This window comes from Streptomyces sp. NPDC046862, from assembly GCF_040704615.1.
In the GTDB taxonomy this organism is placed as follows: Bacteria; Actinomycetota; Actinomycetes; order Streptomycetales; family Streptomycetaceae; genus Streptomyces.
The window spans coordinates 94,366-121,133 of record NZ_JBEYXP010000036.1 but is presented as its reverse complement, the minus strand read 5'-3'; the positions used below and the strand labels follow the sequence as shown (position 1 = coordinate 121,133).

The following is a 26,768-nucleotide window of genomic DNA, read 5'->3' as shown; positions in this document are numbered from 1 at the left end:
CTTTCCATACACCACGCTCTTCCGTTCTGTCCCTCCCGGGGTTCCTCCCGCGTGTGGCGTGGGCGCGCGGCCCCACCGGCCGCGCGCCCGGGACCGTCCGCCCATCGCACATCGCCCCAGCCCCCTGTCCCTGCCCTGCCCTGCCCTGCCCTGCCCTGCCCTGCCCCAGAGCCGATCCCCAGCATCAGCCCCAGGAGAACGCCTTGCCCCACTCGCCCGTCGGCCTCAGCGCACCCGCACGCCCCGAGCATGCGTCGCTGGACGTGGTGTGCCTCGGTGAGACCATGGCCGTCCTCGCCCCGCCGGATGCCCGGCCGCTCGCCGACCAGCCCACGCTCCGTCTGTCGATCGGGGGCGCCGAGTCCAACGTGGCCTGCGGGCTGGCGGCTCTCGGGCACCGTGCCGCATGGCTGAGCCGTGTGGGCGACGACCCCTTCGGGCAGCGCATCGTGACCGAGCTCGCCTCCCGGGGCGTGGAGGTGAGCGCCGTCGGCACCGACCCCCACCACCCGACCGGCGTCTACTTCAAGGACCCGGGCCCGGACGCGACGCGTACCCACTACTACCGGCGCGGATCAGCCGCCGCCCACATGGGCCCCGACGCGGCCCGTGCCCCCGAACTGCGTGACACCCGCGTCGTACACCTGTCCGGCATCACCGCGGCCCTCTCCGACAGCTGCGCCCGCCTGCTGGAGGAGATCGTGGTGCACCGGACCCCCTGGACCGACGACGCCTCCGGCACGACGGTCCGCCCGGTCCGCCCGGTCGTCTCCTTCGACGTCAACCACCGCCCCGCCTTGTGGCGCCACCACGGCGACGCGGCGCGGGCGCTGCTGGAACTCGCCCGCGCCGCGGACATCGTCTTCGTGGGGCGGGACGAGGCCGAGGCCCTGTGGCACACCGCCCGGCCCGACGAGATCGCGGCCCTGCTCGCACCGGCGCCGCTCGTCGTCGTCAAGGACGCCGAACACGGAGCCACCTCCTACAGCGCGGGAACCCGCGTCTTCGCGCCCACGCCGCCGGTCGAGGTGGTCGAACCCGTCGGCGCGGGCGACGCCTTCGCGGCCGGGTACCTGTCCGGCGTGCTGCACGGCCGTGACGAGATGTCCCGGCTCCGCCTCGGGCACCTCACGGCCGGGGCCGTCCTGCGCACCAGGGACGACGTTCCGGTCCTGGGACCCGACATGGCCGCCGAGCTCAGCGGACAGCCCTCGGCCGGGTGAAGGACGGCTCCGCCCCTCGCCAGGTGAGCTCTCGAGCGGTGCCGAGCGCTTTGTTGGAAAGTCATGACAAACCTGTTGACATCCCCTGTGGACGGCTGGATAGTACCTGCCACTAGAGCGCGCTAATAAAGCGCTCCAGTGACGCAGAACAGGTGGTCGGCACCCATGACCGCCGCTGACCCCACCCACAGCCGCACAGGGCGCCCACAACCGCTCCGCCCGTCTCGCCGAGCCGGGTGAGGCCTGGTTCGTCATGGCCGCAAGGCCCGACCGCCGGTAGCCGACGCCCTTCCCCCACCTGACCGCCACCCTGAACCGCACAGCGAGGTGCAACAGACATGCGCAGACACCACCGAGCGCGCGCCGCCACCCTCACCACCACCGTCCTCGTCGGCACACTGCTCGCAGCGGGCTGCTCCAGCGGTTCGGGTGGCAAGAAGTCCGAGGAGGGCGGCGTGGACGCCTCGGCGGGCAAGGCGAACACCCCTCGCATGACGGTGGCCATGATCACGCACGCGGCCCCCGGCGACACGTTCTGGGACCTCATCCGCAAGGGCGCCCAGGCCGCGGCGGCCAAGGACAACATCAAGCTCGTGTACTCCAGCGACCCCAACGCCGGCAACCAGGCCAACCTTGTACAGAACGCGATCGACCAGAAGGTCGACGGCATCGCGCTCACCGCGGCCAAGCCGGACGCCATGAAGGACGTCGTGGCCAAGGCCAAGGCCGCCGGCATCCCGGTCGTCGGCTTCAACTCCGGCCTGGACAACTGGAAGGAACTCGGCATGCTCGAGTACTTCGGCCAGGACGAGAACATCGCGGGCCAGGCCTTCGGCCGGCGGCTCAACGAGCTCGGTGCCAAGCACGCCGTGTGCGTCGTCCAGGAGCAGGGTCAGGTCGCCCTGGAGGCCCGCTGCGCGGGTCTGAAGAAGGGGTTCAAGGGCAAGACGGACAACCTGTACGTCAACGGCACGGACATGCCGTCGGTGAAGTCGACGATCACGGCCAAGCTCAAGCAGGACAGCTCCATCGACCAGGTGGTCACCCTCGGCGCTCCGTTCGCGCTGACCGCGGTGCAGTCGGTGTCCGACTCCGGCGGCAAGGCCAAGGTCGCGACCTTCGACCTCAACAAGGACCTGGTGAAGGCCGTATCGGACGGTCAGGTCGAGTTCGCCGTCGACCAGCAGCCCTACCTGCAGGGTTACCTCGCCGTCGACTCCCTGTGGCTGTACCGGACCAACGGCAACTTCAGCGGCGGCGGCACCGCTCCGGTGCTCACCGGTCCGGCCTTCGTCACCAAGGACAACGTCGCCGACATCGCCAAGTTCGCCGCGAACGGGACTCGTTAGGGGCAGGGGCCGGTCCGCTGCCTCAGGCCGACGCCTCCCGGACCGGCCCGCTGGTGCCGCGCACCACCAGCTTCGGTTCCACCACCGCCTCCCGCGGTTCCATCCCCTCGTTCTCCAGGCGCTCCACGGCGAACCGCACCGCGTGCTCCGCCATGAGGGAGGCGTCCTGGCGGACGGTGGTCAGGCCGATCGGCATCAGGTGGGAGAGGTGGCTGTCGTCGTATCCGACGACGGACAGGTCGCGCGGGACGTCGACGCCCGCCCGCGTCAGCGCCATCAACAGGCCCCACGCGCACCGGTCGTTGCCCGCGAGGACGGCGGTGGGCAGTGGCCGGCCGCTGTCCCGCTCGCGCAGGAGCAGCTCACCCGTCTCGATGCCCGACTGCTCGGTGTGGTCGCCGGGGAGCACCCGCAGTTCGGCCTCCAGCCCGTGGCGCCGCATCGCGGCCCGGTAGGCGCGCCGCCGGTCGGCCGAGCCGGGACCCTGACCGCCGTCGATGTGCACGATCCGGCGGTGCCCCAGCTCCACCAGGTGGTCCATGGCCTGCCGTACGCCCTTGCCCTCGGCCGAGTGCACGAAGTCGACGTGGGCCTGCGGCACCCTGCGGCTCACCGAGACGGCGACCGTACGGCGGCCGAGGGCGTCGAGGTACCCGGACTCGGCGTCGGGGCCGAGCAGGATGACCGCCTCGCAGCGGTGGCTGAGCAACGCCTCGATCGCCTTGGCCTCTTCGCGGCCCTGGGTGACGGCGGAGAGCAGGACGTCGTAGCCGAGCCGTTCGGCCTCGGGGTAGATGCCCGCGATGAGGTTGGTGTGGAAGGTCTGGTGGACGGTGAACATCACGCCGAGCGTGCGGCTGCGGCCGCGGGCGAGCAGTCGGGCCGCGTTGTCGGGACGGTAACCGATCTCGTCGGCGACGCGCAGGACCCGCTTGCGGGTCTCCTGGCTCGCGCCCGGCTGGTCACGGAAGACGATCGAGACCAGCGCCCTGGACACGCCCGCCTTTGCGGCGACGTCCGCCATCGTGGGCCGCTGCCTGCTCGGAACATCCACCTGTGAACCCACCCTTCGACGGCGCCCACCTTACGGGCCGTGGCCACTCCCCCGGCAACAAGGTATTGACATGGCATGTGAACGGGGTTCATCGTACTCGGCTGGAGCGCGCTATTAGAGCGCGCCAGAACGCCACCCCGCGGCGGGCTGAGACCTATGTCCTCCTCGCTCAGCCGGTCAGGCAGGGCGGGTTGCCGAAGCACGTCGTTCGAGCCCCTTCAGGACGGTCTCGCCCCACTGGAGGTTCGCCCGCTCAAGGGCCATCCCGCCCAGCAGGGTGAGGTAGGGGCCGACGCGCTCGGCGGTGGCGAGGTACTCGTCCTCGGCACGTCCGGCCAGCAGCCGTTCCTGGAGGCGCTCGTAGCGCGCCAGTTTCGCGGTGGCGCGCTCCACGCGCTCGACGACCGCGGCCCGGACGGCCTCGATGGCGTCGCCGCCGCCGATGTCGACGCACTGGACCTTGACCATCAGTTCGTCCCGGATGGCCGTCGGCCTGGCGGGGGCTTCGGCGACGTAGCCGCTCAGGACCCGCAGACCGGCGTCGGTGAGCGAGAAGAGCCGTTTGTTCGGCCGGCGCTCCTGCTGGACGACACGGGCGGAGACGAGTCCCTCGCTCTCCATGCGCTCCAGTTCCCGGTAGATCTGCTGGGGGGTGGCCATCCAGAAGTTGGCGACGGAAGCCTCGAACCCCTTCGCAAGGTCGTACCCGGACGCCTCGCCCTCCAGAAGCGCCGCCATCACCGCGTTGCGCAGAGCCATCGGCCCGATCCCCTACTTTGCTGATGAGTCGATAGAGCGACCATGGCCCCGGTCAGGAGGGGTCCTCGGCGAGCCCGTTCATCGGCAGCAGTGCCGGCCGTTTCGCCCGCCTGCCGTCGCCGGACGAGCGGCCGCGCACCCGCCGCACGAACCAGGGGCCGAGGAATCCGCCGGCCCAGCGCAGTTCGGCGCCCACGGCGCGCAGGCCCGAGGGCGCCGTCGCGTCGGGGGGCAGCGGCCGCGTCCAACTGTCGTCGCTGCCCGGCAGGTCGAGGGCGTGCGCGACCGCGGCCGCGATCCGTGCGTGGCCGAGCGGGCTGGCGTGCAGCCGGTCGGGGCTCCACAACCGGGGGTCGGTCACCACCGGGTGTGAGGACGTCTCGGCCACCACGACGCCGTGGCGCAGGGCGGCTTCGCGTATACGGTCGTTGAGCGCGGCCGCCCGTGCGCCGATGGGCCGGGCCAGCGGGGTGATCCGGGCGGCGTCGGGGAAGGTGAGGGTCGCGACCCGGGCGCCCTGTCCGGTGAGTTCGGCGAACATCGCCTCCAGATGACCGGCCACCTCGTCCGCGTCGAAGCGGGGCCGCAGCAGGTCGTTGACACCGGCCACGACCGTGGCGAGGTCGGGCCGCAGGGCCACGGCGGGCGCCAGCTGTTCGGCTCGCACCTGCCCGGCGAGGCGTCCGCGCACCGCGAGGTTGGCGTACAGCAGTCCCGGGCTCTCCCGCTCGATCTGCTCGGCGAGCCGGTCCGCCCACCCCCGCAGCCCGAGCACGTCGTCACCGTCACCGAGCCCCTCGGTCTGACTGTCGCCCAGGGCGACGTACCGCACGTACGCGCTGACCGGCACGGGCCGTCCACCTTCCGACGTCGTCCTCGAAGCCGCGAGATGGGAAACTAATCACCTACTCGCATTGTTGACTATATGGGAAGCGTGGAGAAGCTGGAAGCCTTGGCGTCGAGCAGGGCCCGGGCCAAGGCGCTGTCACAGATCAGCACGTCGACCGTGCCGCTGCGCAGGGCGCCGAGGACACCGCGCGCCTTCTCCACCCCGGCCGCCACTCCGGCGACGCGCGGGATCCGGGACAGCTGATCGAGGGACAGGGCCAGCACGCGGTCCTCGACCGGGCCGGGGATCGTCCTCCCCCAGGCGTCGAAGAAGCGGGCGCAGAGGTCGCCGACCGGTTGGCGGCGTTCGAACTCCTCCCGTTCCCGCACGTCGAGCGCCAGGGCGTCGATGATCGCCGCGGAGGAACCGACTCCGTGGCTGCCGATGCCGACCAGTGCGATGCCGACCTGTTCGGCCGCCGTGAGCGCCTCCTGGACGGCGGGCTCGTCGAGCAGGATCTGCCGACTCGCCGGAGTGGTGAGCAGGGCCGGGGCGTGCAGGCGGCGGAACCGTCCGCCGAGTCGCGCGGCCAGGTCCCGCACCAGTTCCTCGCCGGTGATCTCGCGGTCCACGGAGGACAGCCCTCCAACGAGGGGCACCACTTCGACGTTCAGCCCGCCGCTGCCGGGGACCTGCCGCACCACCGCCTGGAGCGTGCGCCCCCAGGAGACACCGACGCTCTGCCCGGGCCGCAGGGTGTCGAGCAGCCAGCGGGCTCCGAGCTCACCGACCCGGGCCAGGGCGCTGTCGCCGCCGGGGACTTCGGCCACCCGGCAGTCACGCAGCCCGAACGCCACGCGCAGTTCGCTCTCCAGGGCCAGGTCACGGCCGGCCGGATCGTGGACGCTGATTTCGACGATGCCCCGCTCCCTGGCCGCGGCGAGCATGCGGGAGACGCCTGGACGGCTGACGTCGAGGGCGTGGGCGATCTCCTGCTGGGATCGGCCCTCCTCGTAGTACATACGGGCGACCTTCACCAGCAGGTGGTGGTCACGGGCGGTCGGCACGGCGATTCCCCGGTGGCACGACGGCCTCAAGGAAGGCCGCCGCGGGCCGGGCGTGCGGTCCTGCTGCGGAGGCGATCGTCACGCGGGTCTCGGGCACGGCGTTCTCCTTCGCGGCTCCGGCCGAGCAGGCGCGTCGTTATACGCGGATCGCTCGGCCGAGGGCTTGGTTCCGGGCGAGGCCGCACGCTACACAGCGGTGGGACCGATGTGAAGAGGGTCTGCATCGATGTGCACATGGCTGCGGTGGGCGGCTGTGCGGCGAGCCAGACCTCCGACATCGTCACTCAACGTAATCAGAGCCGACATCTTGTCGCGCCGTGTCGGCCGATGCTACACCTCTACGGAACAGAGGTGAGGAACCCTGAACAGGCGTGCAAACCGCGCGCCGACCGTGGCCCGGTTCCTCCCGCCGCTTCTCCGACACGCCGGCTCTCCACACCCCAAGAGCCGCCCACAAGCCTCCGCCGTACGAGCCGACGAGCCACGGGCGCGTACGGGCTCCGCATCCATCCGGAATCCCCACTCGGAAAACGAGACCTCCCTATCCCCGCTCAGAAACAGAGAGGAGGGCCGAGATGGTTACCGTTGCTGCCGCCGCCCTGGCCGCGTCGACGCCCAAGGGCGAGGAGAGCGACAACCCCGTCATTCGTGGCGCGGTCTGGGTCGGCTCCCACTTCATCGGCCTGTTCAACGAGGCCGGCAAGCAGTTCACCGGTCTGGTCACCGGGATTCTCCCCACGCTGATCGTCCTGCTCACCGCGATGTACGCGCTGGTGACGTTCATCGGCGAGAAGCGCGTGACCCGGGCCGTCGAGTGGTCCTCACGCTGGTGGATCACCCGCTACACCGTGATGCCGGTGCTCGCCGTGCTGATGCTCACCAACCCGATGTGCTATTCGTTCGGCAGGTTCCTGCCCGAGAAGTACAAGCCGGCCTTCTACGACTCGGCGGTCTCCTTCGTCCACCCGGTGACCTCGTTCTTCCCCTACGCCAACGCCGGCGAGCTGTTCGTCTGGCTGGGCATCGCCAGCGGCGTGCAGAAGCTGGGGCTGTCCACCGTGCCCCTGGCGCTGTACTACCTCGCCACCGGCGTCGTGGTGATCTTCATCAGGGGCGTCGTCACCGAGCGGATCACCCTCATCCTGATCAAGAGGACCGGCCGCACCGAGATCTTCCGCAGGTTCGACGAGGAATTCACCACGGGCACCGGCAGCAGCGCGTTCACGGCGACCGGGGGGACGCGATGACCACCATCGAGCAGAGCCCACGCACGTACCCCTCGGTGTTCGTCCGCAAGGGCGCGGGCGGCTGGGGCAACGGACTCACACTGCGCCGCACCGACACCCGCAACAAGGTCCTGTCGGTCACGGGCGGGGGTATCCACCCGGTCGCCCGGCGGATCGCGGAGCTGACCGGGGCGGAGGCCGTCGACGGGTTCCACACCAGCGTCCCCGACGAGGAAGTCATCTGCGCGGTGATCAACTGCGGCGGCACCGCACGGATCGGCGTCTACCCGCGCAAGCGCATCCCGACGATCGACATCTATCCCGGCTCACCCGGCGGCCCGCTCGCCCAGTTCATCACCGAGGACATCTTCGTCTCCGCCGTCGGGGTGGACGACATCGTGGTCGAGGAGGGCGAGGACGCGGGAGCCGCCACCGGCCCGGAGTCCGCCGCCGTACCGTCAGGAGAGCCCACCGCGGTACCGGCGGGAGGCGGTGGCCGCTTCTCCCGGATCTCCGACGGCTTCATCAAGTTCAGTTCCGGGATCGGCTACGCGGTGAACACCCTGCTGGCCTCGGGCCGGCAGGCCATCAGCCTGACGATCAGCACCATCCTTCCCTTCATGGCCTACGTCAGCCTCCTGCTGGGCTTCGTCATCTACACCGGCGTCGCCGAGAAGATGGGCGAGGGCCTCAAGCCGCTGGCCGGGAACCCCTTCGGGCTCATCGCCCTCGGCGCCGTGGTGGCCATGCCCTTCCTGTCCCCGATCCTCGGGCCGGGAGCGGCGATCGCCCAGATCATCGGCGTGCTGATGGGAACGCAGATCGCCACGGGCGCCATCCCCGTCGAGTACGCTCTGCCCACCCTGTTCGCCATCAACGGTCAGGTCGGCTGCGACTTCATCCCCGTCGGTCTCGCTCTCGGCGAGGCGAAACCCGAGACGGTGGCGGTCGGCACGCCGGCGGTGCTGCTCAGCCGCCTGATCACCTCACCCCTCGCCGTGGTCCTCGCCTGGCTCGTCAGCTTCGGGATGTACTGATGGACAACTTCTACTACGAGAGCACGATCCTCCGCGTCGGTGACGAGGCAGCCGACCTCATCAACGGCGGCGTCCTCATCCTCTTCGGTGAACCGCTGCCCGGTGACCTGGAGAGCCTCAGCGTGGTGCACAAGCCGGCCGACCACCCGGCCCTGGAGATACGGCCGGGCGACGAACTGTGGCTCGGCCGGGCGCGGCTGACCCTGACCGCGGTCGGGGAGCGCGCCCAGGAGAACCTGACGACCCTCGGGCACATGGTCGTCTACGTCGACCCCGATCCGGCCGCCGGACTGCTCCCCGGAGCGGTGCACGCCGAGGGCCCCCTCGGTGTCCCGGAGCCGGGGTGCGAACTGAGGCTCGTCCGCGCGTGACCCGACGTCGTCCCTCCGTGCGCCGTTCCCAGGTGCGGCGCTCGACGGCGGGACCGGGAGGGAGCAGCACCCCATGAACAGGCCCGACGACAGCACCCCGGCCGAGGACGCCTGCCGCGACTGCGGCGGGGCGCTCGTCGAGGGTTCCATGGCACTGCCGCTCCTCGGCTCACCCCGTTTCGCCTACCGGCTCGGCACCACCGAGGTCACCACCGAGGTGGCGGCCCTGATGTGTCTGAGCTGCGGAACCGTCCGACTTCGCGGGCGGAACCCCGATCGGATACGGAACGCGGTGGCGGCCGGGTCGGTCCGCCACCGCCGCTCCCCGGGCCTGCCCCGCATACCGGGCCTGCCTCGCACGCACGGGGCCTCGTCCAACGACCCCGAAGGCCCCTGAGAAGAGGACTCATGGCATACCTCCCCCTGGCCCTGCTGCTGCTCGGCGGCTTCGTTCTCTCCTTGCTGGCGAGCCTGGCCCAGCACCGCTACTACCTGCGCACCGTGAACCGGCTCGCCGGCCAGGAGCACCGGGCGGGTGTCACCCTCGTCTCCGGCCGGGCCACCGGACGGTTCCGCGGCGCCGTGGTGCTGCTGGTCGTACGGCGGAGCGACAAGGTCGTCGAACGGGCCCTGGTGATGCAGGGCGCCTCCGTTCTCGCCCGCTTCCGCGAACGCCCCGAGCTCACCGGGGAGTTGGCCACGGCATCCGCACGGGCCGCATCCGCGGTGACGGCACGCGCGATCGAGGACGCCCACGACCGCTTCCGCCGTATGCAGGCGGGTGCCACGGCGGACACCGGCATCGCCGGAGTCTTCGACGGCCTGGGCGGTCTGGGCGGTCTGGGCGGCAAGCTCCGCGCCTAGCGCGGGGAGCAGTTCGCACGCGGGGTCCGACCGCACACCGCACACGTTCTGAGCATCGAACGACATTCGACTACACGAACAGTTACCGCCAACGCGAACGGCTGCCCCGCGAGCCCGGACCTTGTCCCGAACGCCGCACACGTGCTACCAAGGAAATCACTTAAGTGCATATCTAGTGCACATATGTGCAAACGCTCGGGCTGAGTCATCGGTGGGGCGGCAGGAAGGGACCGGAGCATGAGCTACATGGAGCAGTTGCGGCAACGGGAGCGGGAGCTCGGCCGGCCGGTCCGGGTGGGCCTCGTGGGCGCCGGGCAGATGGGACTCGGCTTCGTCGCGCAGGTGGCGCACCTCCCGGGCATGGAGATCTCCGCGATCGCCGACATCGACCCGGAACGCGGCCACGAGGCGTTCAAGCGCTCCGACCGGGGCCACGCGCTCAGCGGTGGCACACCCGACGAACGCGCCGCGGCCGTACTGGGAGGCCGACCGGTCGTCGTGGCCGACGCCCTCGATCTCGTCCCGCTCCCCATCGACATCATCGTCGACGCCAGCGGTGTGCCGGACGTCGGCGCCTCGGTCGCCTTCTTCGGCCTCCTCGCGGGCAAGGACATCGCGCTGCTCAACGTGGAGTGCGATGTGACGGTCGGTCTGCTGCTCGCGACGGTCGCGCAGCGGATGGGCCGTGTGTACACGGTCTGCCGTGGCGACGAACCGGTGGAGTGCAAGCGCCTGGTGGACTACGTCCGCGACATCGGCTTCACCGTGGTCTGCGCGGGCAAGGGCAAGAACAACCCCCTCGACCCGACGGCGACCCCCGAGGCACTGGCCGACCGGGCCAAAGCCAAGGGCATGAACCCGAAGATGCTGGCCAGTTTCGTCGACGGCTCCAAGACGATGATCGAGATGGTCGCACTCGCCAACGCGACGGACCTCCGGCTCAGCAGGCGCGGCATGACGGGCCCCCACGCGACCGTCGCCGACCTGGCCAAGACCTTCCGCCCGGAGACCGACGGAGGTGTGCTCCCCACCTCCGGGGTGGTCGACTACTGCACCGGTCCGGTCGCGCCCGGCGTGTTCGTCATCGGTCACTGCGACGACCCGGTCGTCACCGCCGAGATGGAGTACCTGTCGATGGGCGAGGGGCCGTACTACTCCTTCTACCGGCCCTACCACCTGGCCAGCGTGGAGGCTCCGCTCTCCGTCGCCGAGGCGGTGCTGGACCGCACCCCGAGCCTCGCGCCCACGGTGTGGAACGCCGAGGTGGTGGCGGTCGCCAAGCGGGACCTGCGGGCGGGCGAACGGGTCGACGGCATCGGCGGTTCCACGGTGTACGGCCTCGCCGAGAGCGCCGAGGCGACCGCGGCCGGGGATCTGGTGCCCCTGGGTCTCGCTGCCGGAGCCGAGCTGGTACGGGACGTCCCCGCCGGCACCGTGCTCACCCACCAGGACCTGCGGATCGACCACCAGTCCATGATCGCGACGCTGCGCCGTCTGCAGGACCGGTTGCTCGCGGGCGAGCGGATCGACCTGCCGACGTCGGGTCCCGCCCCGTCGCTGGCCGCGTGAGGGGCGCCGTGAGCAAGGACCTGACGCGGGACCCCGAGTCGGCCCGCTCGGCACTCACCACCATGTGGACGATCCGCCGGTTCGAGGAGGCCGTCGACGACCTGTTCGCCCGCGGCATGATGCACGGCACCATGCACCTGTCCATCGGTCAGGAGGCCGTGCCGGTCGGCGCCTGCGCCGAGTTGCGCGAGGGCGACTACATCACCTCCACCCACCGCGGCCACGGACACTGCATCGCGCGCGGCGCCCGACTCGACCGCATGATGGCCGAGTTGCTCGCCAAGGAGACCGGCTACTGCCGTGGCCGCGGCGGATCGATGCACATCGCCGACGTCGCGACAGGCAACCTGGGCGCCAACGGCATCGTCGCCGGTGGTGTCCCCATCGCCACCGGCGCCGCCCTCGCGAGTCGGCTGCGCGGCGAGGACCGCGTCGTCCTGAGCTTCTTCGGGGACGGCGCCGTCAACGAAGGGGCCTGGCACGAGGGAGTCAACCTGGCCGCCATCTGGGACCTGCCCGTGGTGTTCGTCTGCGAGAACAACAACTACGGGATGTCGATGTCCGTCCAGCGCGCGTTCCGCGTGGACCGCCTGGCCGAGCGCGCCGCCGGCTACGGCATCCCCGGCGTGACCGTCGACGGCAACGACGTGGGCGCGGTGCAGGAGGCCGTCCGCACCGCCGTCGAACGGGCCCGCGCCGGCGGCGGCCCCACCTTCGTGGAGGCGCTCACCTACCGGTGGAAGGGCCACTCCAAGAGCGACAAGAACCTCTACCGCACGCGCGAGGAGATCGACCGGTGGCGTGAGCGGGATCCGATCGCCCGCTACACCGCCGCCCTGCTGGACGCCGGCACGCTCTCCGGGACCGAGGCGCGGCACTGTCAGTCCGAGGCCCGTGAAGCGGTGCGCGCGGCGGTGCGTACGGCGAACGCGGCCCCCGACGCGAGCGCGGCGGAGCTCACCTCCGCCGTGTACGCCGTCTGAGCCCGCCGAGCCCTCGTGCCCCATGCCTCCTCTTGATCTCTTGAAGACCTGATCCCTTGGAGACCTGACCCCTTGGAGACCCGCGCATGACCACCACGCTCCCCGGCCCCGCGGCTAAGGCAGAGCAGGTGCCGGGGGCCGCCCCGGCACAGCGCACCCTCACCTACGCCGAGGCGGTCCGCGAGGCCCTCGCCGAAGCCCTGCGGGCCGACCCCCGGGTTTTCCTCCTCGGCGAGGACATCGGTGTCTACGGAGGCGCCTTCGGCGTCACCGGCGACCTGGTGCACCGCTTCGGTGAGGACCGGGTGCGCGACACCCCCATCAGCGAACTCGGCATCGTCGGCGCGGCGGTCGGTGCCGCGCTCGCCGGGATGCGGCCCGTCGTGGAGATCCAGTTCTCCGACTTCACGGCCCAGGCCATGGACCAGATCGCCAACCAGGCCGCGAAGATCCACTTCATGCTGGGCGGCGCGGCCCACGTGCCGTTGGTACTGCGCGCCCCCAGCGGCTCGGGCACCGGGGCCGCCGCGCAGCACTCCCAGAGCCTGGAGGCCTGGTTCGCGCACGTCCCCGGGCTGAAGGTCGTCATGCCCGCCACCCCGGCGGACGCCAAGGGCCTGCTGCTGGCCGCGATCGACGACCCCAATCCGGTCGTCTTCCTGGAGCACAAACTGCTCTACAAGCAGAGCGGCCCGGTACCCGCCGGCGCGGACCGGGTTCCGCTCGGACGGGCGGCAGTCCGCCGGCAGGGACAGGACCTCACCATCGTGGCCACCGGCGTCATGGTGTCCCGGGCCGAGGAAGCCGCCCAGCGACTGCTTGCCGAGGAAGGCATCGGGGCGACCGTCGTGGACCCGCGCACCCTCGTCCCGCTGGACGAGTCGGCGATCGTCTCCGCCGTGGCCGCCACCGGACGCGCCCTGCTGGTCCAGGAGGCTCCGCGAACCTGCGGCTACATGGCGGAGATCGCCGCGCTGATCGCCGACTCGGAGGCGTTCGGCCGGCTGCGGGCCCCGATACGCCGGCTCAGCGGCCTGGACGTACCGATCCCCTACGCTCCCCGTCTGGAGCGCGCGGCCGTGCCCCAGGTGCCCGACATCGTGGCCGAGGCCACCCGTCTGGTCAGGTCGTGGTGATGCCGGAGATTCCCCTGGTCATGCCCAAGATGTCGATGACGATGGAGGAAGGCGTCCTCCTGGTCTGGCATCGGGCCGAGGGCGACGAGGTCCGCGCCGGTGACGTGGTGTGCGAGGTCATGACCGACAAGGTCGACATGGAGGTGGAGTCCCCCGTCGACGGGATCCTCGTCAGGCTGGTGGCCCGGCCCGAGCAGGTGGTGGCCGTCGGGGAGCCGATCGCCTTCCTGTCCGGCGCCGAGGACGACCTGCTGGGCGGCGTCCTCGACGACGATGACGACGTTCCGGCCGGGGCGGACGGCCCCCGCCCCACTCGGACGCCACTCGCTCCCGTGCCCGCTCCGGCTTCGTCCCCCTCGCCCCTGGTGTCGGCCGTGCCTCTCGCCCGGAGCCGGGCGGTGGAACTCGGTGTCGACCTCGCCGCCCTCGACGGAACCGGGCCGGGTGGGACGATCAGGGTGATCGACGTGGAGGCCGCCTCCGCGCCGTCGGGGACGCTCACGGGCCAGGTGCCCGGGCGGTCGCCGGCCGCCCCTGACACGTCCGCACCGCGGCTGAGGTCCCGCAGGGCCGTCGCCCGCCGGGCCGGAGCGAGCGCCTCCGTCCCTCAGGCCGTCGTCTTCCGCGACCTCGACCTGGAGGCCCTCGTCGAGCGGCGCGGCCGGTGCGGCTGGACGGGCCTGATCGTCCGGGCGTACGCGAACGCGCTGCGGGACAGCCCGCTCAACGCCCGGTGGACCGGCGAGGCCGGCGAGGTGTGGCCCGACGTCGCGGTGGCGCTGACGGTGGACACCGAACGCGGCCCGGTCGCCCCGGTGCTGGCCGCCCCCGACCTGCTCCCGACCGAGGAACTCGACGAGCTCGTACGGCGCCTGAGCGGCCGGGCCCGCGGCGGCAAGGTACCGGTGGAGCACCTGATCGCGGCCACGACCACCGTGCACGACCTCGGCGAGCTGGGCGTCGACGCCTTCCAGGAGCTCATCGACCCGCCCCAGGCGACCGTGTTGTCGGTGGGTGCGGTGGCCCCGCGCGTCGTTCCCGTCGGCGAGGCAGTCGGGCTGCGTACCCGCTGCCAGGTGGCTCTCACCGTCGACCACCGCGTCGGCGACTGCGCGGACGCGGCACGCCTGCTGCACGCGGTCCAGCGGCGCCTGGACGACCCGGGCTGGTTCGGATGGCGGTGATCCCGAAGGCCGACGGATCGCCCACGTCCTCCGGTGAGCGACCGCGTCCCCGGGGAGTCCCGGCCGCTCAGGCCAGGTCGAGCAGTACCTCTGCCAGCGGGGCGTCACAGATGAGGACGTCCACGTACCGTCCGCGCAGCGCACCGAGCACACCCCGGGCCTTCTCGACGCCCGCGGCCAGGCCCACCACCGTGGGGATCCGGCGGAGGTCGTCCAGCGAGACGGCCAGCACCCTGTCCTCGACCGCTCCGTGCACGGGGTTGCCGTCCTCGTCGAAGAACCGGGCGCACACATCCCCCACCGGCTTCGCCGCCTCGAAGGCCGCCCGGTCGTGGTCGGCCAGGTGGAGCGACCCTATGACGGCCGCGGAGGAGCCCACTCCGACCGCACCGACCCCGAGGAAGGCCACGGAGGACCTGCGGCCGGCCTCCAGGACGCTGCGGATGGAGGGCTCGGCCATCAGGGTGTCACGTGACGCCTTGGTCTCCAGCAGGGCGGGGGCGTGCAGCCGCTGGTAGGTGGTGCCCAGGCGGTCGGCCAGGTCCCGCACCAGTTCCTCACCGGTGATCTCCGAGGTCACCGAGGACAGTCCGCCCACGAGGGGGAGGATCTCCACCGCGAGGTCCTGCCCGGCGGGGACGGCGCCCACCATGGCCTGGAGCGTGCTTCCCCAGGACAACGCGATGCTGTTGCCGGGCTTGACCGTGTCCAGCATCCAGGAAGCCGCGAGTTCCCCCACCTTGGCCAGCGCCGGTTCGTCCGCGCGCACGGAGGCCACACGGCAGGCGGACACACCGAAGGCGGCCTGCAGCCGTTCCTCCAGGTCCAGCTCACGTCCGGCCGGATCGTTGATCCGGATCTCCACGATGCCCTGGTCGCGAGCGGCGGTGAGGATGCGCGAGACGTTGGAGCGGCTGACTCCCAGGGCGCTGGCCACCTCCTGCTGGGACAGGTTGTCCTGGTAGTAGAGCCGCGCGGCCTTCACCAACAGGTCGCGTTCGCGGGACGCCGGCATGTCCACCCCCTCGCCTCGCCTGTCGTCACATCTGCTCGGATTGTTGCACAGCCGACCAGCCGACGGCCCTGCGGATCTGGACAGGGATGGACTTCCGTGCGACCATTTTCACGTCCGTGAATTCATCATGCACATATGTGCATCACCCACCCCCTAAGTGCATTACGAGAGATGGGCGGGCAGCTGGGGCGCACTCGCACACCCGAAGGAGGAGCCGGCAATGATCGAGACCCAGACGGAGACCGCGTATCTGGAGTGCACCTGCGGCGGAGAGCGGCTTCATCGGCTCACCTACGTCCACGGCTGTCTGCTGACGATCGTCTGCGACACCTGCGGGAAGACCACGGCGATGCCCAGAGAACTGGTCATGGGGCAGTACGCCCACGACTTCCGCGGCCGCCTGGGCCGACTGCCCGCCAAGCTCCGGTCCGGCGCCCGCGACCATCCGGTGCGCTTCGCCTTCGGCCTGCCGGGCAAAGCGATCAGCAAAGTGGGCCAAGTACTGCATGAGATACGCCTGATCGCCCGCACCTGAGCTGCGGCGACGGCACGCGCGGCACCCCGTTGAACAGTCAAAACGACGTACGGCTACCATATGAGCGCCGCCTAGCTCGAAAGATACGCCTGTGACTGCCAACGAGGACTCGTTCACCAACTGGAATACCCGCGAGGAGATCGCGGAGTCGATGATCCCGATGATCGGGAAGCTGCACCGCGAGCGGGACGTCACGGTTCTGCTGCACAGCCGCTCCCTGGTGAACAAGTCGGTGGTCAGCATCCTGAAGACCCACCGGTTCGCCCGGCAGATCGCCGGTGAGGAACTGTCGGTCACCGAGACCCTGCCCTTCCTGCGGGCTCTTACCACGCTCGATCTCGGCCCGTCCCAGATCGACCTCGGCATGCTCGCCGCGACGTACCACGCCGACGACCGTGGCCTGTCGATCGAGGAGTTCACCGCCGAGGCGGTCGCCGGCGCCACGGGCGCCAACAAGATCGAGCGCGGCGAGGGGCGCGACGTCGTCCTGTACGGCTTCGGCCGGATCGGCCGTCTCGTCGCCCGGCTGCTGATCGAGAAGGCGGGCTCCGGCAACGGTCTGCGGCTGCGCGCCATCGTCGTCCGGGGCGGTGGGGGGCGGGCCTCCGAGGATCTCGTCAAGCGCGCCTCGCTGCTGCGCCGCGACTCCATCCACGGTCAGTTCCAGGGCACGATCACGGTGGACGAGGCGAACAGCACGATCGTCGCCAACGGCAACGCGATCAAGGTGATCTACGCGAGCGACCCGTCGGAGGTCGACTACACGGCGTACGGCATCAAGAACGCCATCCTCATCGACAACACCGGCAAGTGGCGTGACCGCGAGGGCCTCTCGGAGCACCTGCGTCCCGGCATCGACAAGGTCGTCCTGACCGCACCGGGCAAGGGCGACGTCCCCAACATCGTCCACGGCGTCAACCACGACACGCTCAAGCCGGACGAGCAGATCCTGTCCTGCGCGTCCTGCACCACCAACGCGATCGTCCCGCCGCTGAAGGCGATGGCGGACGAGTACGGCGTGCTGCGCGGCCACGTGGAGACCGTCCACTCGTTCACCAACGACCAGAACCTGCTGGACAACTACCACAAGGCCGACCGCCGCGGCCGCTCGGCGCCGCTGAACATGGTCATCACCGAGACGGGTGCCGCCTCGGCCGTCGCCAAGGCGCTGCCCGACCTCAAGGCGCCGATCACCGGCAGCTCGATCCGCGTCCCGGTGCCGGACGTGTCGATCGCGATCCTCAGCCTGCGACTCGGGCGCGAGACCAATCGCGAGGAGGTTCTCGAATACCTCCGCGACGTCTCGCTGACCTCGCCGCTCAAGCGCCAGATCGACTTCACCACGGCCCCCGACGCGGTCTCGAGCGACTTCATCGGCTCGCGCCACGCCTCGATCGTCGACGCCGGCGCCACCAAGGTCGACGGCGACAACGCGATCCTCTACCTCTGGTACGACAACGAGTTCGGCTACTCCTGCCAGGTCATCCGTGTCGTCCAGCACGTCTCCGGAGTGGAGTACCCGACGTACCCGGCCCCGGCGGTCTGATCGCGGCGGTCTGATCGCGGCGGCCGGCCCTCGCTCCGTTCGTCGAAAGCCGGCCGGTCCGGGGTGTCCGGTCATCCAGGAGACCGGAGGTCGTGCTCATGACGCGAACGTCAGGACCGTGGCGGCACCAGTCCCTGCCGTACGGCGAAGAGCGCGGCCTGGGTGCGTGAGGTGAGGCGGAGTTTGCGCAGCACGTTGCTCACGTGGGTGCGGGCGGTGCGCTCGCTGATCACCAGCTCGTCGGCGATCTGCTGGTTCGAGCGTCCCTCGGCGACGAGGACGAGGACGTCGCGTTCCCGCCCGGTGAGCGCCAAGAGCCCGGTCGGCGGCGAGACGATCTCCTGGGTGAGGCCCCTGGCCACCGCCGGGTCGAGGAAGACCTCGTCCCGTGCGGCGGCCCGGATCGCGGCGACCACCTCGCCAGCCTCGGCGTCCTTGAGCAGGTAGCCGGCCGCTCCCTGGGCGAGCGCGGCGTGGACACGTTCCATCTCGCCGAAACTGGTGAGGACCACGACCCGTACGTCCGGGTGGCGCTTCTTGATGGCTCCGATCGCCGTCACCCCGTCCATCCTGGGCATGAGCAGGTCGATCAGGACCACGTCCGGCAGTTCCCGATGGGCCGCCATCGCGTCCAGCCTGGTGAGCGCCTCCTGCCCGTCGGCGGCCTCCTCGGCCACCTCCATGTCGTCCAGGACCTCGAGATAGGCGCGGATCCCCCGGCGTACGACGGCGTGGTCGTCGACGATCAGGACGCGGATGGGGCGGGGTCCGGGGTCTCGCTCAACGGCACCGCCCGCGGGGCTCTCCGGAGGCCGTCCGGTTCGGAGCGGGCCGGCTCCGGCACCCGTACGGGAAGAGGTATGACCACGCGCACGGTCGTACCGCTCTTGGCGCCCGACCTGATCCTCATGCTGCCGCCCCATCGCTCCGCCCTTTCCCGCATGGTCGTCAGTCCGTAGCCGTGCTCCCAGCCCTGGCCGTCCGTCCCGCCGCGCTCCCCCTCCCGCGGGGCTCCTCGTCCGCCGCCGGATGCCGCGAGTCCACGGCCGTCGTCGCGGACGCTCGCGCTCAGGGTGTGGTCCCGTACGCCGAGGCGGATGGTGACGGCGGTGGCCTCGGCGTGCTTGACCACGTTGTGGATGGCCTCGGCGACGATCCGGTACATGTCCTCGGCCAGTTCCGCCTCGACCGCGTCCAGGTCCCGGCCGCACAGCAGCCGGAACCTCAGGCCGGTCCGGTTCTCCGTGCTCCTGACGAGCGCGCTCACCGCGTCCTGAAGACCGAGCCGGGTGGAGGAGGGCGGACGCAGTTCGTGGACCATCGCCCTGAGGTCGGCGAGCACGGTCCGCGAGAGCGCGCCGACCTCGCCCGCGAAGGCCCGCACGGCCTCCGCGGGAACCGCTTCTCCGCGCCCGCCCAGGACACCGACGGCGTTGGCCTGCATGCCGATGGAGAACACCTGCTGGACGATCGAGTCGTGCAGGTCGCGTGCGAGGCGCCGGCGCTCGTTGCGGCGCGCTCCCTCCCGCTCGCGCTGGAGCAGCGTGGCGTAGTCGACGGCGAGGGCGGCCTGTTCCGCCATGGCGGCGAGGAACTCCAGGGTCCGGCCGCCGATCTCCTGGCCCGGCGCGAAGTAGGCGTTGAGCACACCTTCGGCGCGGCCCCGGGCCGTCAGCGGGACGCTGACGAAGGAGTCCCAGTTCAGCTCGCCGAGGTAGCCGTGCAGCGGCTCCCAGGCCGGATCCTGGCGGATCTGGGACCACCGGTGGGGGACGACGATCGGTTTGCGCTCCGTCAGCGAGTCCAGCATGCACAGCCGGGCACCCCGGTCGCGGCACTCCAGCAGACGGTCGAGGAACACGTCCCAGTGCCGCAGCCCCGCCGATCCCATGAGCCGCAGTTCCCTGCCGGTGCTGTCCAGGATGAGGATCTGGGCCCCGGCCAGACCGTCGGCCTGGACTATCTGCCGTGCCACCGCGTCCAGGGTGGAGCCCAGCGAGACCTCCGAGGCCAGCGCGATCGACGTCTGGGCCATGGCCGCGATCCTGCGCTGCCGGTGCCGTTCGTCGGTCACGTCGCGGAACGACACGACCGTGAACGCCGGGTCCGCCCGCAGGGTGCGGGACCGGTAGGCGAACTCACGCCCGGGTCCGGAGGGCGGCGCCCAGAGGGCGACCTGTTCGTCCGCGTGGCCGGGGTGTTCGGAGTGGTCCTCCTCGGGCGCTGCCTCACCCGCGACGGCACCCTCCTCAAGCAGGGTGAACGGCGCGGGCGCGCCGAGCAGATCGGCCTCGTCCTCCGCCCCGAAGAGCGCGACAGCCGCCGGGTTCAGCCGGACGAAGCGGCCCGTCCGGTCCAGTACGGCGAGACCGTCCGGCAGGGCGGCGGCGACGTCGTCCCACCCGACGAGCGGCGTACCGGACATGACCGATCTCCTCAGCATCGTCGTCGTCGCCATCGCCGAGCGACGGAACCGGCCCACGGGGCGACGCACGGCCGTGGCGGCCCGCGGTCGGCGTGCAGCATCGTAGCCCGGTGGATTCGGGGCGGGCCTACGTCATTCGACCCGTTCCTCGCCACGTCGAAGCGCCGAGCCGGTTCGGTCATTGCTCGCGTTCCCGCGGGGACGCCCCCTGCCTACGTTGAAGAGGGAGCGGGCGGATCCCGGACGAGGAGGTCTGAGGTATGGACGTGTCCATCGGCACGATCTGGGAGGCGGTCTGCCGTGCGTTGCCCGATGCCGTCGCCGTCGCGGAACCGGGCCGGGAGACCACCTACCGCGGGTTCGACGAGCGCGCCTCCCGGCTGGCCGCCGCGCTCGCGGCGGCCGGGGTGGGCGAGGGCGACACCGTGGCCTGCTATCTGTACAACGGGGCCGCCTACCTGGAGACGGTCTTCGCCGCCTTCAAGCTCGGTGCCGTGCCGGTGAACGCCAACTATCGCTACACCGGCGAGGAACTCTCCGAGCTCCTCGGCGACGCCGACGCGGCCGCTGTCGTCTTCAGCGGAGCCCTGGCCGACCGGCTCACGCACGCCGCCGGGCACGTCCGCACCTTGAAGCTGCTGGTGAGAGACGGCGACCCGCCAGGTGACGGTCCGCCCGGACCGGACGTCCCCGGCTTGGAGGAGCTGCTGGCGGCGCACACGCCACGTGAGCCGCGGCCGCGCCCCGGGTCGGACCGGCTCTTCATGTACACCGGCGGGACCACGGGCAAGCCGAAGGGTGTGGTGTGGCGGCAGAGCGACCTGCTCCACTCCCTCGTGGTCCCGGTCTTCCACCCGCTCGGTGTCACCGAGCTCCCGGCCACCCTCGACGCGGCCGTGGACATCGCGACCGCGGCACACCACGAAGGCCGCGCCCCGACCACCATGCCCGTCGTGCCGCTCATGCACGCCACCGGATTGTTCAACACCATGGGCGCCCTGATGGTGGGAGGCCGGGCCGTCACGGCCCGGCAGGGTGGTCTCGACCCGGAGCACGTCTGGCACACCATCGCCGAGCGGCAGGTCGACACGGCCATCGTCGCGGGCAACGCCGTGTGCCGGCCACTCGTCGACGAACTCGTGCGCGCGGAACGGGCGGGGACGCCGCACGACCCGCGGTCCCTGCGCAGGTTCATCAGCTCCGGCACCGCGCTGAGCGACGACCTCAAGGCAGCGCTGCACGAGCGCGCCGAAGTGACGGTCATCGACGCCATCGCGTCCAGCGAAGGAGGGCCTTTCGCCTTCGCGATCACGTCGTCGGTACGGGACCTGCCCGCCCGCTTCTTCCCCGTTCCCGCGACCCGGGTGATCGGCGCGGATTACCGCCCCGTCGAACCCGGCGGCGGCGAGCCTGGACACCTCGCGTACTGCGGGCCCATGCCGCTCGGCTACTACAAGGACACGGAGAAGAGCGCGACGACGTTCCGCACCATCGGCGGGGTCCGGTACGCCGTCCCCGGCGATCTCGCCACGATCGAGGCGGACGGCGCGATCCGGTTCCTCGGACGCGGCGCCGGCGTGATCAACACGGGCGGGGAGAAGGTGCACCCCCAGGAGGTCGAGAACGTCCTGCTGGCCCACCCCGCCGTGACGGACTGTGCCGTGGTCGGCGTCCCCGACGAGACCTGGGGAGAACGGGTGGCTGCCGTCGTGGCGGTCCGGCAGGACAGCGGCGTCACGGCCCGGGAGTTGTGCGACTGGGCCCGGCGGAGCCTCGCCGGCTACAAGACGCCGCGTTCCGTCGTTCTGACGGACCGCCTGCCGCGGACCCCGACCGGCAAGCTCGAACTCGCCTGGGCCAGGAAGGCCGCCCAGGAATCCGGTGCGGGCCACGGTATGTGACGGCCGTTCACGACTCGTTCCGCCCTCTCCGTACCCGCCCTCGACTCCAAGGAGCTCCATGCCCATCGACGCCTCCCCGCCGGCCGGTCCGACCGCTCCGTCCGCTCCCACCTCTCAGCCCGAAGGGGCGCTGCTCGTGGTCAGCGCCCACGCGGGCGACTTCGTCTGGCGAGCGGGCGGCGCCATAGCGCTGGCCGCCGAACGCGGTCTGCGTGCCAAGGTGCTGTGCCTGAGCTTCGGCGAGCGCGGCGAGTCCGCCAGGGCCTGGCGGGACGGCCTGCGCCTCGAGGAGATCAAGGAACTGCGCCGCACCGAGGCCTCGAACGCCGCGGCCGCGCTGGGCGCGGAGATCGAGTTCCTGGACGCCGGGGACTACCCGCTGCTGGAGACACCGGAGTTGGTGGACCGCGTCGTGCGCGTCTACCGGGAGGTGGCCCCCGCCGTCGTCCTCACGCACACGCTCGCCGACCCCTACAACGGCGACCACCCCGCCGCCGCCCGCATGGCGCTCCAGGCACGCGTCCTCGCCCAGGCCGTCGGCTACGACGCACCCGGCGAACCGCTCGGCGCTCCCCCGGTGTTCTTCTTCGAGCCGCACCAGCCGGAGCAGTGCGACTTCAAGCCGAACGTCCTGCTGGACATCACCGCCGTCTTCGACAGGAAGCGCAAGGCCATGGAGTGCCTGGCCACACAGCAGCACATGTGGGACTACTACACCGACCTCGCCAAGCGGCGCGGCGTACAGCTCAAGCGGAACGCCGGCCCCAACCTCGGCCTCTCGCACGGAACCATGGGTGAGGCGTACGTGCGTCTGTACCCGCAGACCACGGACGTCCTGGCATGACGGAGCGAAGCGCGACGGCTGCCCGAGGGGCCACGCACATCTGGGTTCCCTTCCGGGAGACGGCCCTGTACGTGGACTTCGCGGACAACAAGGGGTTCACGGACGACGCGAGCCTGTTGGACGACGCCGTTCCCCGGGGTGGCATCACCCGCGACGACCGCTACGGCGCACCGATGTGGCGCATCGACGCCCAGCGGCTGCACGCCGTGGTGGAGGCCCTGTGGAGCGACGACCACCAGGTGCGGATCCATCTCGACCAGGCGCCGACCGAAGGCCGTGACCGGAGTGGCCCGCAGACCGTGCCGAGGAGATGACGAACGTGACGAGCCCCTCAACCGCAGCCCCCGCCGCGTCACGGCACGCCGCCGAGTACGAGGGCGCCGTGACCGTAGTGTCCCGGCGGACCGTGGCGGACGGTGTCGTGTCACTGGAACTCGCGCCGGACTCCGGCGCCCCGCTGCCGGGCTGGCGACCGGGAGCGCACACGGACGTCGTCCTGCCCACGGGGGTCACCCGGCAGTACTCGTTGTGCGGTCCTCCGGAGGACACCGCCCTCTGGCGCGTCGCGGTGCTGCGCGAGCCCGACGGACGCGGCGGTTCGCGGTGGATTCACGACAACGTCCGCGAAGGCACCCGACTGCGGGTACGGGGCCCGCGCAACAACTTCCCACTGCGGCCCGCCGCGCGGTACCTGTTCGTCGGCGGCGGCATCGGCATCACCCCGCTGCTCCCGATGATGGCCGAGGCGGAGGCGGCCGGGGCCGAGTGGTCCCTCCTCTACGGCGGCCGGACGCATGCGTCCATGGCGTTCCTGCCCGAACTGGAGGGCTACGGCGACCGGGTGACCGTACGGCCGCAGGACCGGTACGGGCTGCTCGACCTCGCCGGCTTCCTCGGCGAGCCCGATCCGTCCGCCCTCGTGTACTGCTGCGGCCCGGCGGCGCTGATCGAGGCGGTCGAGGCGCACTGCGCCGGCTGGCCGCCCGGATCGCTGAACGTGGAGCGGTTCGCCGCCGCGCCCGGAGCACAGCCCGCCGACGAGCGGGGCGAGCAGCCGGTCGAGGTGGAACTCCGGGCGTCCGGGATGACGCTGACCGTCCCGCCGGGTCGGTCGGTCCTCCGGGCCGTCGAGGAGGCGGGCGTCCCGGTCCTGTACTCCTGCGAGGAAGGCATCTGCGGCTCCTGTGAGACCGCCGTCGTCGAGGGCGAGGTCGACCACCGCGACTCACTGCTCACCGACGAGGAGCGTGCCGCCGGAGACACGATGCTCATCTGCGTCTCCCGGGCCCGCGGTGCCCGCCTTGTCCTGGACCTCTGAACTCGCGTCACCGAAGGGAAACGACCCGCCATGTCACAGCACGTACGCAACGGCTGGTACCTGGGAGCCTGGTCCGACGAGATCGGCCGGACCCTCACCCCGCGCTGGATCACCGACCTCCCGGTCCTGTTCTACCGGCTGCCCGACGAGACGGTGACCGCCGTCGAGGACCGCTGCCCCCACCGCAAGTACCCGCTGTCCCTGGGCCACCTCGACGACGAGGGCATCCTCCAGTGCGACTACCACGGTTACCGCTTCGACGGCCGGGGCGTGTGCGTCGGGGTCGCCGAGCAGGCCGACCGGCCCAAGGCCACGCTGCGCCGGTTCCCGCTGGTCGAGCGGAACGGCGCCCTGTGGATCTGGCCCGGCGACCCCGAACTGGCCGACGAGGGCCTGCTGCCCGACACCTCGTGGCTGACCGACCCGGGCTGGACCCAGGTGCACGGCGTCGTCCCGCTGAAGGCACGGCACCTGCTGCTCGTGGAGAACCTGCTCGACCTCACCCACGAGACGTTCCTGCACCCGACGAGCATCGGCAACGCGGCCGTCGCGGCCACCCCGATCGACGTCACCGTGGACGGCGACCGGGTCGGTTTCAGCCGCCGCATGACCGGCATCCAGGCTCCCCCGTTCTACGAGAAGTCCTGCGGACTGACCTCGCCGGTGGACCGCTGGCAGGACGGCGAGTTCCGTCCGCCGGGCATCTTCGTCCTCGACATCCGCGTCGCGGCCACCGGCACCGAGGAACCGGAAGGCTTCCACATGAAGGTGCTGTACGGGCTGACACCCGCGTACGGCAACGAGACGCACGTCTTCTACACGCTGGGCCGCGACTACCTCATCGACGACGAGGAGTTGACGAGGTTCCAGCACGAACAGCAGCTCGGGGTGATGCAGGAGGACGTCGACGCGCTGGAGGCACAGGAGATCATGTACGCCACCGATCCTGGCGGCAGTGCCGAGTCGAGCATCAGGTCCGACCTCGCGGCCCTGCGCGGACGCCGCGCGCTGGCGAAGATGCTGGCCCGCGAACAGCGGGACGCCCGCCCGCGGCAGGGCGGGGTGCCGGCGTGAGCGGCAGCCGCGTCTTCGTACTGCTCCACGGTGCCTGGCACGGCGGCTGGGTGTGGCGGCGCGTGGCACCGCTGCTGCGGGCGGCCGGGCACGAGGTCCACACCCCCACACTGACCGGTGTGAGCGACCGCGCCCATCTGCTCGACCCGCGGGTCGGCCTCGGTACTCATGTCCAGGACGTCGTGGCGCTGCTCGAGGCCCACGACCTGAGGGATGTCGTACTCGTCGGGCACAGTTACGCCGGCCAGGTCGTCACCGGGGTCGCGGACCGCGTCCCGGAACGGCTGGCGAAGCGGGTGCACCTGGACGCCTTCGTCGGCGACGACGGGGATGCGGCGATCGATCTCCTTCCCACCACCGTCGCCGGGCACTACCGGGAGTCGGTGTCCGGACCCGGGTTCGGCTGGCTCATCCCGGTGCGCTCGCTGAGCGTGCTCGGCGTCGAGGACCAGGCGGACCTCGACTGGCTCACCCCCCGGCTGACGCCGCACCCGTGGCTGTCCTACACCGAGCCGTTGCGGCTGACCGGCAAGGGAGACCACATTCCGGGTGCCTTCGTCGAATGCATCGACTGGATGCGGGTGTTCACCCCGCACGCGGAGCGGGCAGCCGCCCGAGGCTGGCCGGTCCACGAGATCGCCACGGGCCACGAGGCCATGGTCACCGCACCCCGCGAACTGGCCGCACTCCTGCTGGAGATCGGCACAGCCTGAACAGATCCAGGTAAGGGACCTCAGTCGTCGTCATACCGTCCGAACCCCACGAAACCCGGCCCACGAAGGAACCCCGCATGGAATTCCTCGTCCGCACCGAGAACAAGCTGCCCGTGGACACCCCCGACGACCTCCGCGAGAAACTGCGCGGGGCCGAGCGCGAGCGAGCCCTGGAGCTCCGCGAGGCGGGAATCCTCAAACGGCTGTGGCGAGTCCCCGGCCGCAACGCCACCATCGGCCTGTACGAGGCCGCCGACGCGGCTCAGTTGCACGACGCGCTGGTCTCCCTGCCGATGTGGAAGTGGATGGACATCACCGTGGAGGCGCTCGCCACCCACCCGCAGGAGAAGGCGCCATGACCGGCTCGCACGGCGAGAGGAGGAGCGCCGTGTCCGGCACCACGCCCAAGGTCCCCGGCACCTACGTCTTCGACGCCGCCGAGAGCCGCCGCGGCCGGGCACTGAACCGGCTGTGCGGATCCCTCAAGGACCCCGGGAACCGTGCGAGGTTCAGCGCCGACGAGGCCGCGTACTGCGCCGCGTACGGGCTCACGGCCGAGCAGCGGGACGCCGTCCTGCGCAGGGACTGGAACCGGATGATGGAGCTCGGGGGCTCCATCTTCTACGTCTTCAAACTCGCCGTCCTCGACCAGAAGTCCATGCAGTACCTGGGTGGTGTGTTCACCGGCATGACGACCGAGGAGTTCACGGAGGCGCTCAGAGCGGGAGGGCGGAGTTTTGGCTGAG

At 71.2% G+C, this 26,768-nt stretch carries 28 protein-coding genes; 21 read left to right on the top strand and 7 right to left on the bottom strand.

The genetic code is table 11. From position 1 onward, the window contains the following. Positions 1–203 precede the first annotated feature (203 nt). Positions 204–1,223 carry a sugar kinase gene (locus tag AB0959_RS33565; protein WP_366830469.1) on the top strand — a complete coding sequence of 340 codons (1,020 nt, stop codon included), beginning with the start codon at positions 204–206 and terminating at the stop codon, positions 1,221–1,223. 338 nt (positions 1,224–1,561) lie between these two features. Continuing rightward, entirely contained in the window at positions 1,562–2,572 is a 1,011-nt protein-coding gene (locus AB0959_RS33560) for a sugar ABC transporter substrate-binding protein (RefSeq protein ID WP_366830468.1), read from the top strand. A gap of 22 nt (positions 2,573–2,594) precedes the next feature. Here the strand turns inward: AB0959_RS33560 and AB0959_RS33555 are convergent, their stop codons facing one another. From AB0959_RS33555 to AB0959_RS33540, 4 genes are all read right to left on the bottom strand, one after another. After that, complete coding sequence (locus AB0959_RS33555) at positions 2,595–3,596, bottom strand: LacI family DNA-binding transcriptional regulator (RefSeq protein ID WP_366830476.1); 1,002 nt, start codon at positions 3,594–3,596, stop codon at positions 2,595–2,597. 207 nt (positions 3,597–3,803) lie between these two features. Continuing rightward, the gene (locus AB0959_RS33550) at positions 3,804–4,385 is read right to left on the bottom strand and encodes a PadR family transcriptional regulator (RefSeq protein WP_366830467.1); all 582 of its coding nucleotides are present in this window, start codon (positions 4,383–4,385) and stop codon (positions 3,804–3,806) included. Between the two features lie 52 nt (positions 4,386–4,437). Next, positions 4,438–5,235, bottom strand: coding sequence for an SGNH/GDSL hydrolase family protein (locus AB0959_RS33545; protein ID WP_366830466.1), 798 nt, complete (start codon positions 5,233–5,235; stop codon positions 4,438–4,440). 71 nt (positions 5,236–5,306) lie between these two features. After that, positions 5,307–6,281, bottom strand: a complete 975-nt coding sequence (locus AB0959_RS33540; protein ID WP_366830465.1) for a sugar-binding transcriptional regulator — start codon at positions 6,279–6,281, stop codon at positions 5,307–5,309. Between the two features lie 575 nt (positions 6,282–6,856). On the opposite strand from AB0959_RS33540, the gene AB0959_RS33535 reads away from it, so the two are divergent. The 9 genes from AB0959_RS33535 (at position 6,857) to AB0959_RS33495 (ending at position 14,651) form a co-directional block, all read left to right on the top strand. Then, entirely contained in the window at positions 6,857–7,528 is a 672-nt protein-coding gene (locus AB0959_RS33535) for a PTS glucitol/sorbitol transporter subunit IIC (protein ID WP_366830464.1), read from the top strand. Beyond that, positions 7,525–8,544 (top strand): PTS glucitol/sorbitol transporter subunit IIB, encoded by a 1,020-nt coding sequence (locus tag AB0959_RS33530; protein ID WP_366830463.1) that lies wholly within the window; start codon positions 7,525–7,527, stop codon positions 8,542–8,544. The genes AB0959_RS33535 and AB0959_RS33530 overlap by 4 nt, the downstream gene beginning before the upstream one ends. Next, positions 8,544–8,915 (top strand): PTS glucitol/sorbitol transporter subunit IIA, encoded by a 372-nt coding sequence (locus tag AB0959_RS33525; protein WP_366830462.1) that lies wholly within the window; start codon positions 8,544–8,546, stop codon positions 8,913–8,915. The genes AB0959_RS33530 and AB0959_RS33525 overlap by 1 nt, the downstream gene beginning before the upstream one ends. 73 nt (positions 8,916–8,988) lie before the next feature. Beyond that, a complete protein-coding gene (locus tag AB0959_RS33520; RefSeq protein WP_366830461.1) occupies positions 8,989–9,312 on the top strand; it encodes a hypothetical protein in 324 nt (107 codons plus the stop codon). Between the two features lie 11 nt (positions 9,313–9,323). Next, positions 9,324–9,779 carry a transcriptional regulator GutM gene (locus AB0959_RS33515; protein ID WP_366830460.1) on the top strand — a complete coding sequence of 152 codons (456 nt, stop codon included), beginning with the start codon at positions 9,324–9,326 and terminating at the stop codon, positions 9,777–9,779. A 237-nt stretch (positions 9,780–10,016) separates the two neighbouring features. Further along, positions 10,017–11,348 (top strand): SAF domain-containing protein, encoded by a 1,332-nt coding sequence (locus tag AB0959_RS33510; protein WP_366830459.1) that lies wholly within the window; start codon positions 10,017–10,019, stop codon positions 11,346–11,348. Positions 11,349–11,356: 8 nt separating this feature from the next. Beyond that, the gene (locus AB0959_RS33505; RefSeq protein WP_366830458.1) at positions 11,357–12,331 is read left to right on the top strand and encodes a thiamine pyrophosphate-dependent dehydrogenase E1 component subunit alpha; all 975 of its coding nucleotides are present in this window, start codon (positions 11,357–11,359) and stop codon (positions 12,329–12,331) included. Positions 12,332–12,417: 86 nt separating this feature from the next. Beyond that, entirely contained in the window at positions 12,418–13,467 is a 1,050-nt protein-coding gene (locus tag AB0959_RS33500) for an alpha-ketoacid dehydrogenase subunit beta (protein WP_366830457.1), read from the top strand. Beyond that, on the top strand, positions 13,467–14,651 hold the full coding sequence (locus AB0959_RS33495; RefSeq protein WP_366830456.1) for a dihydrolipoamide acetyltransferase family protein: 1,185 nt from the start codon (positions 13,467–13,469) through the stop codon (positions 14,649–14,651). Before AB0959_RS33500 ends, AB0959_RS33495 begins: the two co-directional genes overlap by 1 nt. Before the next feature lie 67 nt (positions 14,652–14,718). Here AB0959_RS33495 and AB0959_RS33490 read toward each other — a convergent pair whose 3' ends face one another. Next, positions 14,719–15,666, bottom strand: coding sequence for a sugar-binding transcriptional regulator (locus AB0959_RS33490; protein ID WP_366830455.1), 948 nt, complete (start codon positions 15,664–15,666; stop codon positions 14,719–14,721). Between the two features lie 220 nt (positions 15,667–15,886). On the opposite strand from AB0959_RS33490, the gene AB0959_RS33485 reads away from it, so the two are divergent. Together AB0959_RS33485 and AB0959_RS33480 are read left to right on the top strand one after the other, a co-directional pair. Further along, positions 15,887–16,201, top strand: a complete 315-nt coding sequence (locus AB0959_RS33485) for a hypothetical protein (protein ID WP_366830454.1) — start codon at positions 15,887–15,889, stop codon at positions 16,199–16,201. Positions 16,202–16,292: 91 nt separating this feature from the next. Beyond that, entirely contained in the window at positions 16,293–17,747 is a 1,455-nt protein-coding gene (locus AB0959_RS33480; protein WP_366830453.1) for a glyceraldehyde-3-phosphate dehydrogenase, read from the top strand. 110 nt (positions 17,748–17,857) lie between these two features. On the opposite strand, the gene AB0959_RS33475 is transcribed toward AB0959_RS33480, so the two are convergent. Both AB0959_RS33475 and AB0959_RS33470 read right to left on the bottom strand, forming a co-directional pair. Next, the gene (locus AB0959_RS33475) at positions 17,858–18,505 is read right to left on the bottom strand and encodes a response regulator transcription factor (RefSeq protein WP_366830475.1); all 648 of its coding nucleotides are present in this window, start codon (positions 18,503–18,505) and stop codon (positions 17,858–17,860) included. Beyond that, a complete protein-coding gene (locus tag AB0959_RS33470; protein ID WP_366830452.1) occupies positions 18,493–20,172 on the bottom strand; it encodes an ATP-binding protein in 1,680 nt (559 codons plus the stop codon). The genes AB0959_RS33475 and AB0959_RS33470 overlap by 13 nt, the downstream gene beginning before the upstream one ends. 260 nt (positions 20,173–20,432) lie before the next feature. On the opposite strand from AB0959_RS33470, the gene AB0959_RS33465 reads away from it, so the two are divergent. The 8 genes from AB0959_RS33465 to AB0959_RS33430 all read left to right on the top strand — a co-directional run bounded on the left by AB0959_RS33465 (position 20,433) and on the right by AB0959_RS33430 (position 26,767). Next, positions 20,433–22,073, top strand: a complete 1,641-nt coding sequence (locus AB0959_RS33465; RefSeq protein WP_366830451.1) for an AMP-binding protein — start codon at positions 20,433–20,435, stop codon at positions 22,071–22,073. Positions 22,074–22,131: 58 nt separating this feature from the next. Next, on the top strand, positions 22,132–22,917 hold the full coding sequence (locus tag AB0959_RS33460; protein ID WP_366830450.1) for a PIG-L deacetylase family protein: 786 nt from the start codon (positions 22,132–22,134) through the stop codon (positions 22,915–22,917). Next, the gene (locus AB0959_RS33455; RefSeq protein ID WP_366830449.1) at positions 22,914–23,231 is read left to right on the top strand and encodes a hypothetical protein; all 318 of its coding nucleotides are present in this window, start codon (positions 22,914–22,916) and stop codon (positions 23,229–23,231) included. Before AB0959_RS33460 ends, AB0959_RS33455 begins: the two co-directional genes overlap by 4 nt. Next, positions 23,228–24,235, top strand: coding sequence for a PDR/VanB family oxidoreductase (locus AB0959_RS33450; protein ID WP_366830448.1), 1,008 nt, complete (start codon positions 23,228–23,230; stop codon positions 24,233–24,235). Before AB0959_RS33455 ends, AB0959_RS33450 begins: the two co-directional genes overlap by 4 nt. Before the next feature lie 30 nt (positions 24,236–24,265). After that, positions 24,266–25,309, top strand: coding sequence for an aromatic ring-hydroxylating dioxygenase subunit alpha (locus AB0959_RS33445; protein WP_366830447.1), 1,044 nt, complete (start codon positions 24,266–24,268; stop codon positions 25,307–25,309). After that, positions 25,306–26,022: an alpha/beta fold hydrolase gene (locus AB0959_RS33440; RefSeq protein ID WP_366830446.1), complete on the top strand. Its 717-nt coding sequence runs from the start codon at positions 25,306–25,308 to the stop codon at positions 26,020–26,022. Before AB0959_RS33445 ends, AB0959_RS33440 begins: the two co-directional genes overlap by 4 nt. Before the next feature lie 77 nt (positions 26,023–26,099). Beyond that, positions 26,100–26,381, top strand: coding sequence for a muconolactone Delta-isomerase family protein (locus AB0959_RS33435; protein ID WP_366830445.1), 282 nt, complete (start codon positions 26,100–26,102; stop codon positions 26,379–26,381). After that, positions 26,378–26,767: a protocatechuate 3,4-dioxygenase gene (locus AB0959_RS33430; RefSeq protein WP_366830444.1), complete on the top strand. Its 390-nt coding sequence runs from the start codon at positions 26,378–26,380 to the stop codon at positions 26,765–26,767. The genes AB0959_RS33435 and AB0959_RS33430 overlap by 4 nt, the downstream gene beginning before the upstream one ends. The last annotated feature ends 1 nt before the right edge of the window (position 26,768 follow it).